This is a genomic window from Mycobacterium sp. 3519A (assembly GCF_900240945.1).
In the GTDB taxonomy this organism is placed as follows: Bacteria; Actinomycetota; Actinomycetes; order Mycobacteriales; family Mycobacteriaceae; genus Mycobacterium.
Window position 1 is genome coordinate 458,530 of the sequence record NZ_OESG01000014.1, and the last position, 12,266, is coordinate 470,795.

Below are 12,266 nucleotides of genomic sequence, written 5' to 3' on the forward strand. Positions count from 1 at the left end.
GGCCGGACAGCACGTGAGCGGAAGTTCACGGCGGGGTTATCGCGGGGCGTTTGTGCGCAATAAAGCGTTCCTAGCGTTGGCGCCATGTCGAAACGCATCACAGACTGGGATCCCGAGGACGTCGCAGCCTGGGAAGCCGGTAACAAGTACGTCGCGCGTCGCAACCTGATCTGGTCCGTGGTGGCCGAGCACATCGGCTTCTCGGTGTGGTCCCTCTGGTCGGTGATGGTGCTGTTCATGCCCGAATCGGTCTACCACTTCTCCGCGGGCGACAAGTTCCTGCTCGGCGCCACCGCGACCCTTGTCGGCGCGTGCCTTCGCATTCCGTACACACTGGCCACCGCGACGTTCGGCGGCCGCAACTGGACGGTGTTCTCGGCATTCGTCCTGCTGATCCCGACCGTCGGCACCATGTGGCTGCTGGCCCACCCCGGGCTGCCGCTGTGGCCGTATCTGGTGTGCGCGGCGCTGACGGGCCTCGGCGGCGGCAACTTCGCGTCCTCGATGACGAACATCAACGCGTTCTACCCGCAACGTCTGAAGGGCTGGGCGCTGGGCATCAACGCCGGCGGCGGAAACATCGGCGTGCCGATGGTCCAGATCGTCGGCCTGCTCGTCATCGCCACCCTCGGAAACCGTCAGCCGTATTGGGTGTGCGCGGTGTACCTGGTGGCGCTGGCCGTGGCCGGCATCGGTGCGGCGCTGTACATGGACAATCTCGAACAGCACAAGATCGACCTGACGGCCATGGGCGCGATCCTCAAAGTGCGTGATACCTGGGTGATTTCGCTGCTCTACATCGGCACCTTCGGCTCGTTCATCGGTTTCGCGTTCGCCTTCGCCCAGGTGCTGCAGATCAACTTCGCGGCCGGCGGTCAGAGCGCGGCTTCGGCCTCGCTGCACGCCGCGCAGATCGCGTTCGTCGGACCGCTGCTCGGGTCGCTGTCACGGGTGTACGGCGGCAAACTGGCCGACCGTGTCGGCGGGGGTCGGGTCACTCTGGCGGTGTTCGCGGGCATGATCTTCGGCGCCGGGATCCTGGTCGCCGTCAGCACCCTGGACGACCACACCAAGGGCGCCGCGACGGGCGCCATGATGACCGGCTACGTCGTCGGCTTCATCGTGCTGTTCCTGTTGTCGGGCATCGGCAACGGGTCGGTCTACAAGATGATCCCGTCCATCTTCGAGGCCCGCAGTCGCTCCCTGACAGTCCCCGAGGCCGACCGAGTGGCCTGGTCACGCGCGATGTCGGGGGCGCTGATCGGCTTCGCGGGCGCGATCGGCGCACTCGGCGGCGTCGGCATCAACATGGCGCTGCGGCAGTCGTATCTGAGCAGTCACTCCGCGACCGCGGCGTTCTGGATCTTCCTGGCGTTCTATGTGGTGGCGTGCGCGGTGACCTGGGCGATGTACGTGCGCAGGCCGGTCTCGGCGCCGGTCGGCAGCGCCGAGCCTGCCACCGACCTCGCCAGGGCGTGACCGCTCGGCAATGGCTGAGTAACGGGGCGGAAACATGACCTACGTAGACATGGCGCATGAGTGAGCCCGAATGGGCACCGCTCACCGGTTTTCGGGTGGCGGTGACCTCCGCCCGCCGCGCCGACGAACTGGCCGCCCTGCTGGAGCGCCGCGGCGCCACCGTGACATGCGCGGCCGCGATCGCGATGGTGCCACTGCCCGACGACGAGCAGTTGCGGGCGAACACTCAATCGTTGATCGCCGAACCGCCCGACATCGTGGTGGCCACCACGGGGATCGGGTTCCGCGGCTGGTTCGCCGCCGCCGACGGTTGGGGCCTTTCGGACGATCTGCTGCGCGCACTTGGCAACGCGCGCATCGTGTCACGAGGCCCCAAGGCGACCGGGGCATTGCGGGCGGCGGGATTGCCGGAGGAGTGGTCGCCGGAATCCGAGTCGTCGCGGGAAGTGCTGCACTATCTGGTCGATGGCGGTATCGCGGGTAAACGCATTGCGGTGCAGTTGCACGGCGCCACCGACGAATGGGACCCGTTCCCTGAGTTCCTGGACGAATTGCGCTCCGCCGGTGCGGAAGTCGTGCCGATCCGGGTGTACCGCTGGCACCCCGCACCCCGCAACGGCGACTTCGACCAACTGGTCGCGGGCATCGCGGAGGGCAAGTTCGACGCCGTCAGCTTCACCTCGGCGCCTGCCGTCGCATCGGTGCTGATGCGTGCGGTGGAGCTTGGTATCGAGGACAAGGTGTTGTCGTCGTTGCGAACTGACGTGCACGCGATGTGCGTCGGACCGGTGACCGCGCGGCCGCTGGTCCGCCTGGGTGTCCCGACGTCGTCACCGGAGCGGATGCGGTTGGGCGCGTTGGCCCGCCACATCACCGACGAACTACCGCTGCTGCAGTCGCGCACGCTGCGGGTGGCCGGCCACATCCTCGAGATCCGGGGCACCTGCGTGATGGTCGACGGTGTGGTGAAGGCGGTTTCGCCTGCCGGGATGGCGACCATCCGCGCGCTGGCGCATCATCCCGGCGCGGTGGTGTCACGGTTCGATCTGCTCGGGGCGCTGCCCGGCACCGGCACCGACACGCACGCCGTCGAGACCGCGGTGCTGCGGCTGCGAACCGCGTTGGGCGACAAGAACATCGTGTCGACGGTGGTCAAACGCGGCTACCGACTGGCGGTCGACGACGATTTGGCGCACACGCAATGAGCCTATTGCTGGTCGCGCACGGCACCCGCAAGCGACAGGGCGTCACAATGGTGGGTGAGCTCGCGCAGCGGGTGTCGCAGACACTCGGGCAGACGGTGCACGTGTCGTTCGTCGACGTGCTCGGCCCGACGCCGTCCGAGGTGCTGGCGTCGATGACCGGATCGGCAATCGTCGTGCCCGCGTTCCTCTCCCGCGGATATCACGTCACCAGCGACATCCCAGCGCACGTCGACGCGAGCAGACATCTCGACGTCACGGTGACGCAGGCGCTGGGTCCGGGTCCGCAACTGGTGCGGGTGCTGGCCGACCGGCTGTTCGAATCCGGTTGGCGGCCAGACGATTCGGTGATCCTGGCGGCGGCGGGTACATCCGATCCTGGTGCGCAGCGTGACCTGCACATGATGGCGACCTGGTTGTCGGCGCTCACCAGCTCTCGTGTGGAACTCGCGTTCGCCGCGACCGGCACACCACGCGTCGGTGACGCGGTCGACTCGCTACGGCGACGCGGCGCCACCAGGGTTGTGGTCGCGTCGTACCTGTTGTCCGAGGGCCTGTTTCAGGATCGTCTGCGCGACTGCGGCGCCGACGTGGTGACCGAGCCACTCGGCACCCACCCCGGCCTGGTCCGGTTGATCGCGAACCGGTTCAGCCGCGCCCGGTATGCGGCCGCGGCCTGAAGCTTCGCAAACTGACCGTTTGTCACGGGGGTCGGCGGGGTACGCCGCGCCCATGTTGAAATTCGTCGCTGCCGTTGCCGTGCTCGCCGCACCGGTCGCCGTTGCAAGTGGTTGCGCCAACCAGTCGACCGAAAATCCGTCAACGACGACGACTTCGGCACCCAACGCCCAAGCGCTGACGACCCAGCTCAATACGGCCGACGGTAGGCACGTCGCGAACGCCACCATCGACTTCACCGGCGGGTACGCCACGGTGACCGTCGAGACCGCCGCCGACGGTGCGCTTACGCCCGGATTCCACGGGTTGCACATCCACGCGGTCGGCACGTGCGAGGGCGACTTCGCGTCTGCAGGGGAGCACTTCCAAGCCCCCGGACACACCGGCCAGCCCGCCAGCGGCGACCTGCCACCACTGCTGGTGCGTTCCGACGGCGCGGGCAAACTCGTCGCCACCACCGACGGCTTCACCCAGGATCAGCTCAAGGGCCCGCAGGGCTCGTCCATCGTGCTGCACGAGACCGCGGAGTCCGACCAACGCATCGCCTGCGGCGTGCTCAGTCCGGCGACCGCCACCGGCACATCGGTCTCCACGCGGGGCCCCCCCACCCCCCCGCCGCGGGCGGGCCACGTCCGGCACCCCCCCCCGGCACACCGGTCCCCACGTCGATCCCGACGTCGACCGTCCCCCCCAGCCTCGCCCCGCCCGCCCCGCCCGCAACGGTCACCGAGACGACCTCGCCGACGACGGCCACGACGACGACCAGTCCCAGCGCGACGACGACCACCACCAGCACAACGGAAGCAACGGTGACGACGACCGCGCCTCCCGGCTAGCCGTGACCCTCGTTGGGTGGCAGCCCGGCCACGTAGGGGGTGTCGACTCCGACGCGTCCTAGCTGCGCCGCGCCGCAGGGCGAACCCAGTGGGGCGTCACGCCCGGGCAGCACCTCGCTGAAGAAGGCGGCGTTGTCGGCGAGGAACTGCTGTTGATCAGCGGGCAGATCGGTCTCGTAGTAGATCGCGTCCATCCGGCAGATGAAGGCGCACGCACCGCAGTCCACACATTCGTCGGGATTGATGTAGAGCATGCGATCGCCCTCGTAGATGCAGTCAACCGGGCAGTCTTCGACGCACGATTTGTCCATCACGTCGACGCATGCGCTACCGATCACATAGGTCATAGGTGTAACTGTAAGTAACACCTGCACGCGAAGTCGTGGGCCAAAAGTCCCTAGTTCCCGCGGCGAGCAGACACAGAAGGGCCCGGCAACGCGGCATTTCGTGACATTCTGCGTCTGCTCGCGCTGGAAAGCTCGGCGCCGACCTGCACCTGACCGTCCACGACGCGGGTGGCGAATACCGGCAACGCGACTTCGGGATCATCGAGGCAGGTGCCGTCGTCCAGGGCGAACGCCTGCTTCTTGATCGGCGTCTGCACCGTCGCGCGGCCACCCCGGTCGCCGACGATGCCTCGTGACATCACCGCGGCCCCGGAGAACGGGTCGATGTTGCCGACCGCGTGCAACGACCCGTCGTCGAGGCGGAACAACGCGGCCTGCGCACCGTCGGGCAGCAGCACCCCCACCCCGCGGTTCGGGATCAGGAAGTCATACGCGCATGCGGTCGTCCAGACCTCGATGTCGTTGGCAAGAGTCATCTTTGCGGCACCTTAGGCATTCCGACGGGCACGATACGACCCGACTGGTGGGTGAACTCGACGGTGGGGTCCGCGACGTCGGGCGCGTTGACGAACGACACGAATCGCGACAGCTTGTCCGGGTCTTCGAGGACGCCCTTCCATTCGCAGGCGTAGCCCTCGACGTGGCGGGCGATCGCCTCCTCGAATTCCTCTGCCAGGCCCAGTGAGTCGTTGCACACGACCTCACGCAGGTGATCCAGGCCTGACTTGTCGGGGACGTCCATCGCCTCCAGCCACGGCGCCGTCCGCTGTAACCGGTCGGCGGTGCGGATGTAGAACATCAGGAACCGGTCGATGTAGCGGATCAGCGTCTCGTCGTCCAGGTCGCTGGCCAACAATTGCGCGTGGCGCGGCGACATACCGCCGTTGCCGCACACGTAGAGATTCCAACCCTTTTCGGTCGCGATGACACCGACGTCTTTGCTCTGCGCTTCCGCGCATTCCCGCGCGCACCCCGATACGGCCATCTTGATCTTGTGCGGTGCACGCAGGCCGCGGTAGCGCTTCTCGATGTTGACCGCCATCTCGACCGAGTCCTGTTGGCCGTACCGGCACCAGGTGCTGCCGACGCAACTCTTCACCGTGCGCAGCGCCTTGCCGTAGGCGTGCCCCGATTCCATGCCGCCGTCGACAAGCCTGCGCCAGATCTCCGGAAGCTGGTCGACCCGCGCGCCGAACATGTCGATGCGCTGGCCGCCGGTGATCTTGGTGTAGAGGTTGAAATCCCGTGCGATCTCACCGATCAGGATCAACTGCTCCGGCGTGATCTCGCCGCCGGGTGACCGCGGCACCACCGAGTAGCTGCCGTTCTTCTGGATGTTGGCCAGGAAGTGGTCGTTGGAATCCTGCAGCGAGGCCTGCTCACCGTCGAGGATGTGCTCCGAACTGGTCGACGCCAGAATCGAGGCGACCACCGGTTTGCAGATGTCGCAACCCTTTCCGGTGCCGAACCGTTCGATCAGCCCGGTGAACGTCCGGATCGACGTCGCGGAGATGATCGAGAACAGTTCGGCCCGCGACTGGCTGAAGTGCTCGCACAGCGCCTTGGACTGTTCGACGCCCTCGGCCTCCAGCAGTTGCTTGAGCAGAGGGACGCAGGAACCGCAGGAGGTGCCGGCCTTGGTGCAGTCCTTGAGTGCGGGGACATCGCTGCAACCGCCTGCGATGGCGTCGCACAGGTCGCCCTTGGTGACGTTGTTGCACGAGCAGATCTGCGCGGCGGCAGGCAGTGCTCCGACACCGAGTCCCGTTGCGCCCCCGTCGGATCCGGCCGGCGCGATCAGTGCCATCGGATCACCGGGCAACGGTTCACCGACCATGGGCCGCAGCACGCCGTACGAGGAGGCGTCGCCCACCAGGATGCCGCCGAGCAGTGTCTTGGCGTCGTCGGACAGCACCAGCTTCGCGTAGGTCTGGTTGACCGCGTCGTTGACGACCACCTCGAGACACTTCGGCGTGCTGCCCATCGCGTCGCCGAAGCTGGCGACGTCGACGCCGAGCAGCTTCAGTTTGGTCGACATGTCGGCCTCGGGGAATTCCGCGGTGCCGCCGAGCAGGCGGTCGGCGACCACCTCCGCGCTGGTGTAGCCGGGACCGACAAGGCCGTAGCAGCGGCCCTCGATCGCGGCCACCTCGCCGATCGCGTAGACGTTGGGATCCCTTGTGCCACAGGACAGATCGGTGAGCACGCCACCCCGGTCGGCGAGCGGCAGCTCCGCGGCGCGAGCGAGTTCGTCGCGCGGACGGACGCCTGCCGCGAAGACGACGACTCCCGCGTCGATGACCGTGCCGTCACTCAGCGTCACCCGCACCGAGTCGGTCTCGGCGGAGCGCCGCACGGGCCGGTTGCGTTGCGAGGGCGCGATGTTGTCGGTGCCGACGCCGGTGTGCACGGTGATACCGAGTTCACCGATCATCCGGCCGAGCAGCGCTCCGCCCGCTTCGTCGAGTTGCTGGGCCATCAGCCGCGGCGCCATCTCGACGACGTGGGTGGCAAGGCCGAACTGCCGCAACGCATTCGCCGCCTCGAGCCCGAGCAGTCCGCCGCCGATCACGACACCCGTCGGGGTGCCGCCTGCCTGCATGGCGCGGGTCGCATCGGCGCGGATCGCATCGAGATCATCCAGGGTGCGGTACACGTGACAGGACGGCAGATCGTGGCCGGGCACCGGCGGGACGAACGCGTACGAACCGGTGGCGAGCACCAGGGCGTCGTAGCCGATGCGGTCGCCGGCCTCTGTCAACACCGTCTTGGCCGCCCGGTCGATTTCGGTGACCCGACTGCCCAGCCGCAACTCGACGTGGTCGTCGCCGGCGTAGTCGTTACCGGGAAGTGCGAGTTGCGCGCGGTCCCAGTGCTCGGTGTAGCCGGTCAGGCCGACCCTGTCGTAGGCGGCGTCCGCCTCCTCGGCCAGTACCGTCACCCGCCACTCGCCCTCGGCGTCGCGTGACCGCAACGCGTCGACGAACCGGTGACCGACCATGCCGTGGCCGACGACCACGACGCGAGATGAAGAGCGCATGACGCCGAGGTTATGCAGCGGATATTGCCGCAATGTCGCCTCGTGTGAAGCGCCCATCACGGACTTCTCACCGATGTTTGCGCCGCTCTGTGAGCCGTTCGCCAACGGCGAACGCCCAGCTGGAACATGAGCGGAGGTGACTCAAGTTCTTACAGGTAGTCGACCGGCGTGGTGCCGGTCACGGCGTGACGAAGGAGAGTCAACGATGAGCCAAGTGACGTTGTGGGCCAGGCCTACCTGGGAGATCGACCGTTGGATCAAGCCGGGTGTGTTCACCGGTTTCAGCCCGGCCGCCGAAGTCGTCAAGGACGGGGACGACGCCGTCGTACGCCTGGAACTGCCGGGCGTGGACGTGGCGAAGGACGTCACCGTCGAGGTCGACAGGGGCCAGCTGGTGATCCGCGGCGAGCGCCGCGACGAGTACTCGGAGGAGAAGGACGGGCGCACGCTCAGCGAGGTCCGGTACGGATCGTTCCGGCGGTCGTTCAAGCTGCCCGGCCACGTGACCAGCGATGCGATCTCGGCGTCCTATGACGCCGGCGTGCTGAGCGTACGCATCGCCGGTGCGCACAAGAGCGCCGAGGCGCAGCGCATCGCGATCGAGAGCAAGTAACACCCTCGCGACCAAATCCGGTGGGACCAAAGCGGTTCCACCGGATTTGTCGTCTAGCCCAGCGGCGCGACGAACTCCGAGGTGTAGAAGTCGCCGATCACCCTTCCGGGTTTCGGCGGGCCGTCGACGGACACCCATGCGCCGGTTGCTCCGTCGGCGACCGGTCCGGCCAGCCTGGTGGTGCCGCTTCCGCTGGCGTCGGTGAACAGGTCGCCGACAACAACTCCAGGGTCGCCCGCGGTGCATGTGCGCTCCGAAGGCCTGGGCACCTGGATCAGCCGGACCGTGTACCGCGTGTTGGGTTGGGCGGTGGCAAGTCGAACGTCGGCGGTGACGCCGCCGGGGCCCACGCCGATCTCCGCGCCGCCGCTGCCGTAGCCGGTGGCCGACACCCAGTGCGTCTGGTCGTGGCTGCAGGTGCGGAACAGGCTGGAGAACGGCACGAAGGTGGGCCCACCTGAGGACGCCGCGGCGCCGGTGAAGCTTGCGGCGATGCCCGCCGTAGCGACGAGCAGCGCGACAGCGCCAGCGCGGAGTTTCGACGATTGCATTGCTCGACCCTACTAGGCACCGAAGGCATCCCCCGGGTCAACTCCGATGACCCGCAACAGGTTTGCCACCTTGCGGTCCAGGCCCACGCCCACCTCGGTGACGTCGGCGATGCCGAGGCTGCCGAACGCGGGACCGGGCTGGTCCATCGAGAACACGGCGTTGCCGTCGGGGTCGCTGTACACGAGCACCCGCAGTGGTGCGTACAGCATCGCCCGCGGGTCGTGGCGGAACATGGTTTCCGCGATGGTGTGGTTGCCGAGCAGGTACTCCACGGCCTTGACGTCGTGGCCCGCCGCCCGCATCACTGCAGTGGCGTCCAGCTTGGCGTACACCATCAGGTCGTTGGGCGCGTTGCCTGCCGCCTGGGCGAGCACGTCGTCCCAGCTGCCGCCGGACCCGACGATCTGTGCAACGCGCGCCGAATCAGACGGCGGCGCCGCGGCTTCGAACGCGGCGAGGAATTCCTCGAAGCCGACACCGGTGGACACGTCCACCCGCGTCATCGTGTGGTCGTGCCTTGTGAATGGTCCGGTCATCGGCGATCCCTTTCCTACGGTTCAATCATTGAACCGTCCGAATGCGATACTTCATTCCATGCCGCTGCCCCGCGAGTACGCCGCCGAAAGCTGCCCGATCGCGCGGTCCCTCGAGATCGTCGGCGAGCGATGGACGTTGCTGATCGTGCGTGACGCCTTCTACGGTGTCCGACGGTTCAGCGACTTCGCCGAACACCTCGCAATTCCGAAGGCGGTCTTGGCGCAACGGCTCTCGCTACTCGTCGACGAGGGCGTGCTGGCGCGAGTCGGGGCCGCCAGCCGCCGCGACGAATACGTGCTGACTCCCAAGGGCAGGCGACTGTGGCCGACGCTGTGGTCCCTGATCGCCTGGGGCAACGAGAACTACTTGGAGCGCCCGGTCCGGCGCGCGTTCAAGCACGCCGGATGCGGCGGAACCATCCGCGCCGACGCGATCTGCTCCAGGTGTGGTCAGCAGCCCGGGCCTGCCGACCTCGTCGTCCATCCGCCGCGCAGGCCGCGGAAGCGCGCCGACGCCGTAAGCCGGGCGCTGAGCCGACCGCACCGGTTACTCGAACCGGTACGAAACGTCGACTGATCAGATCTGGCCAGCGTTGGTCGCGGTGCTCGACTCCGTGGAGTCGGTCGCGTCGCCGCCGGGGCCGTCGTCGGACGGCGCCGACGGGGCCGGACCCGTCAATGACGGGTTGTCCTGGCTGGTCTGCACGCTCGGCATGGGGTAAGTCGTGCTCGACGTCGAACTGGTGGTGTACGTCGACGCCGTCGCCGACGACGCAGGCAACTCGGCGGGCGCCGGTGGCCGCGACGAATCATCGGCCGTGCGCAGCACCGCCCACACCAGGATCGCGATCAGCACGACTGCCGCCACCCCCGCGGCCACGATCACCGACTGCTGATTGTGCCAACTGCCGTCGTCGTCAGGACTCACGGCGGAATGCTAAGCCCAACGCGCCAACATCTCTTTGGAGTAGGCGGCGAGTGCGTACTGCCAGAACGGACCGAAGCTGATCCGCGCGACGCCGAGCGGTCCAAACGACGCGGGGTCGTCCTGATCCGGTAGCGCGACCGCGTTGATGGGCAGCGGCAACTCAGAAGCCAAGCGCCGCAACGTATCCGGATCAAGCCGACCGATCGGGTACAACGAGTCGGCGCCTGCGGCCGCGGCCTCCTTCAGGCGCGCGATGGCACGGTCGACCCGGTCGGCCTCGTCGCCGTCCTGACGAAGAAACAGATCGGTGCGCGCGTTGATCACCACATGTACCCCGGCAGCGTCGGCCGCCTGGCGCAACGCGCCGACGAGTTCGGCGTGCTCGGCCGACGACCGCAACCGCCCACCGTCGGAGTGCACGGTGTCCTCGATGTTGAGGCCGACCGCGCCTGCCTCCAGCAGACCCTCGATCAGGCGGGCTGGCGACTGCGCATAACCCGATTCGAGGTCGACCGACACCGGCACGTCGACGGCCGCGGTGATCTGGCCGACTCGAGTGACCACGTCGTCGAACGTCATGCCCTCCTGATCGGCCTTGCCGATCGAATCGGCCATCGGGTGGCTGCCGACGGTCAGCGCAACGAAGCCGGCGTCGGTCGCCATCCGCGCCGACCACGCGTCCCAGACCGTAGGGAGGACCACCGGATCGCCCGGCCGGTGCAGCCCCAGCAATGTCTCTGCACGCTCCGCGAGAACCTGGCTGGACATGGACCTACCTCCGCTTCTGCGACGTGATCTGTCTCACTCCAAACCCCCTGATGCAACTAACATCGGGTGTCGTACTGTGATTCGAGACACCCTTCAGCCCAAGGAGGTCAAATGTCGAGCACTACCGAACTTACCGAGTTGCACGAGCTAATCGGAAGCCTGCGGCGGTGCGTCACTTCGCTGGCATCGAAGTATGGCGACAGCCCTGCCACCCGCCGGATTGTCAACGATGCCGAACGCATCCTCAACGACATCGACCGCCTCGACATCGACGCCGAAGAGCTCGAACTGACCAGGGGCGTGACCCGCCACCAACCCGGCGCCGAGAAGATCACCATCCCCGACACCCCCTACGACACCGCCTTCTGGGGCGATGAAGACGACAGAGGAGTCGCCGGCTAGCGCCGCGGCCTTCTCAGCGGGACATAACCACACCGAAAGGGAAAAGTGAGCGCACCCACCGCCGACCGCAAAGCGACCGGCGTCTTTTCACCGAGCCGTGCCCAAATTCCGCAACGCACCCTTCGCACCGACCGGTGGTGGCAGTCGCCGCTGATCGTCGACCTGGGCTTCGCCGCGTTCGTCATCTATGCGACGGTGCGGGCGTTCCTGCAGAACAACTACTACGTGCCCGAATACCACTACCTGACGCCGTTCTACTCGCCCTGCGTCAGCACCGGTTGCACCCCTGAGGCCAGTCACTTCGGTCAGTTCCTGCCCGACGTGTGGTGGCTGCCCTACGCCGCGCTGTCGCTGCCGTTCCTGCTGTTGTTCCGGCTGACCTGCTACTACTACCGCGGCGCTTACTACCGCTCGGTGTGGCAGTCGCCGACCGCATGCGCGGTGGCCGAACCGCACGCGAAATACACTGGCGAGACACGCTTTCCGCTGATCATCCAGAACACCCACCGGTACTTCTTCTACATCGCCATGATCATCTCGGTGATCAACACCTACGACGCGATCGTCGCCTTCCAATCGCCATCCGGCTTCGGATTCGGTTTGGGCAACCTCATTCTCGTCGGCAACGTGGTGATGCTGTGGATCTACACGCTGTCGTGCCACTCCTGCCGTCACGTCGTCGGCGGCCGCCTCAAGCACTTCTCCAAGCACCCGGTCCGCTACTGGTTCTGGACACAGGTGAGCGCGTTGAACACCCGGCACAAGCTGTATGCGTGGGTCACGCTCGGCACGCTGATGGTGACCGACTTCTACATCATGCTGGTGGCCAGCGGCACCATCTCTGACCTGAGATTCATTGGCTGACAAGGTTTTCCGAAAGCAATA

At 67.0% G+C, this 12,266-nt stretch carries 15 protein-coding genes; 8 read left to right on the top strand and 7 right to left on the bottom strand.

Features of this window, described 5'->3' with window-relative positions; genetic code table 11:
- Positions 1–84: 84 nt before the first annotated feature.
- From C1A30_RS23420 to C1A30_RS23435, 4 genes are read left to right on the top strand one after another with little or no spacing between them, the layout of a single operon-like run.
- On the top strand, positions 85–1,479 hold the full coding sequence (locus C1A30_RS23420) for a NarK/NasA family nitrate transporter (protein ID WP_101950752.1): 1,395 nt from the start codon (positions 85–87) through the stop codon (positions 1,477–1,479).
- Between the two features lie 56 nt (positions 1,480–1,535).
- On the top strand, positions 1,536–2,684 hold the full coding sequence (locus C1A30_RS23425; RefSeq protein ID WP_101950753.1) for a uroporphyrinogen-III synthase: 1,149 nt from the start codon (positions 1,536–1,538) through the stop codon (positions 2,682–2,684).
- Positions 2,681–3,361 (top strand): sirohydrochlorin chelatase, encoded by a 681-nt coding sequence (locus C1A30_RS23430; protein WP_101950754.1) that lies wholly within the window; start codon positions 2,681–2,683, stop codon positions 3,359–3,361. The genes C1A30_RS23425 and C1A30_RS23430 overlap by 4 nt, the downstream gene beginning before the upstream one ends.
- Positions 3,362–3,413: 52 nt before the next feature.
- Positions 3,414–4,172 (top strand): superoxide dismutase family protein, encoded by a 759-nt coding sequence (locus C1A30_RS23435; protein WP_369974175.1) that lies wholly within the window; start codon positions 3,414–3,416, stop codon positions 4,170–4,172.
- 19 nt (positions 4,173–4,191) lie between these two features.
- Here C1A30_RS23435 and fdxA read toward each other — a convergent pair whose 3' ends face one another.
- From fdxA to nirB, 3 genes are read right to left on the bottom strand one after another with little or no spacing between them, the layout of a single operon-like run.
- Positions 4,192–4,542 carry a ferredoxin gene (gene fdxA / locus C1A30_RS23440; protein WP_101950755.1) on the bottom strand — a complete coding sequence of 117 codons (351 nt, stop codon included), beginning with the start codon at positions 4,540–4,542 and terminating at the stop codon, positions 4,192–4,194.
- Between the two features lie 50 nt (positions 4,543–4,592).
- Positions 4,593–5,018, bottom strand: coding sequence for a nitrite reductase small subunit NirD (gene nirD / locus C1A30_RS23445; RefSeq protein ID WP_235010161.1), 426 nt, complete (start codon positions 5,016–5,018; stop codon positions 4,593–4,595).
- The gene (gene nirB, locus C1A30_RS23450) at positions 5,015–7,582 is read right to left on the bottom strand and encodes a nitrite reductase large subunit NirB (RefSeq protein WP_101952831.1); all 2,568 of its coding nucleotides are present in this window, start codon (positions 7,580–7,582) and stop codon (positions 5,015–5,017) included. Before nirB ends, nirD begins: the two co-directional genes overlap by 4 nt.
- Positions 7,583–7,787: 205 nt before the next feature.
- On the opposite strand from nirB, the gene C1A30_RS23455 reads away from it, so the two are divergent.
- Positions 7,788–8,195: an Hsp20/alpha crystallin family protein gene (locus C1A30_RS23455; protein WP_101950756.1), complete on the top strand. Its 408-nt coding sequence runs from the start codon at positions 7,788–7,790 to the stop codon at positions 8,193–8,195.
- A 53-nt stretch (positions 8,196–8,248) separates the two neighbouring features.
- Here the strand turns inward: C1A30_RS23455 and C1A30_RS23460 are convergent, their stop codons facing one another.
- Positions 8,249–8,746 (bottom strand): hypothetical protein, encoded by a 498-nt coding sequence (locus C1A30_RS23460; RefSeq protein ID WP_101950757.1) that lies wholly within the window; start codon positions 8,744–8,746, stop codon positions 8,249–8,251.
- Positions 8,747–8,758: 12 nt separating this feature from the next.
- Positions 8,759–9,283, bottom strand: a complete 525-nt coding sequence (locus tag C1A30_RS23465; RefSeq protein ID WP_101950758.1) for a DUF302 domain-containing protein — start codon at positions 9,281–9,283, stop codon at positions 8,759–8,761.
- A gap of 58 nt (positions 9,284–9,341) precedes the next feature.
- On the opposite strand from C1A30_RS23465, the gene C1A30_RS23470 reads away from it, so the two are divergent.
- On the top strand, positions 9,342–9,860 hold the full coding sequence (locus C1A30_RS23470; RefSeq protein ID WP_101950759.1) for a helix-turn-helix domain-containing protein: 519 nt from the start codon (positions 9,342–9,344) through the stop codon (positions 9,858–9,860).
- Here C1A30_RS23470 and C1A30_RS35435 read toward each other — a convergent pair whose 3' ends face one another.
- The gene (locus C1A30_RS35435) at positions 9,861–10,211 is read right to left on the bottom strand and encodes a hypothetical protein (RefSeq protein ID WP_142392654.1); all 351 of its coding nucleotides are present in this window, start codon (positions 10,209–10,211) and stop codon (positions 9,861–9,863) included.
- Between the two features lie 9 nt (positions 10,212–10,220).
- Positions 10,221–10,979 (bottom strand): isocitrate lyase/phosphoenolpyruvate mutase family protein, encoded by a 759-nt coding sequence (locus C1A30_RS23475; protein WP_101950760.1) that lies wholly within the window; start codon positions 10,977–10,979, stop codon positions 10,221–10,223.
- 111 nt (positions 10,980–11,090) lie between these two features.
- On the opposite strand from C1A30_RS23475, the gene C1A30_RS23480 reads away from it, so the two are divergent.
- Entirely contained in the window at positions 11,091–11,381 is a 291-nt protein-coding gene (locus C1A30_RS23480) for a hypothetical protein (protein ID WP_101950761.1), read from the top strand.
- Positions 11,382–11,426: 45 nt separating this feature from the next.
- Positions 11,427–12,245, top strand: a complete 819-nt coding sequence (locus C1A30_RS23485; protein WP_101950762.1) for a hypothetical protein — start codon at positions 11,427–11,429, stop codon at positions 12,243–12,245.
- Positions 12,246–12,266: the final 21 nt, after the last annotated feature.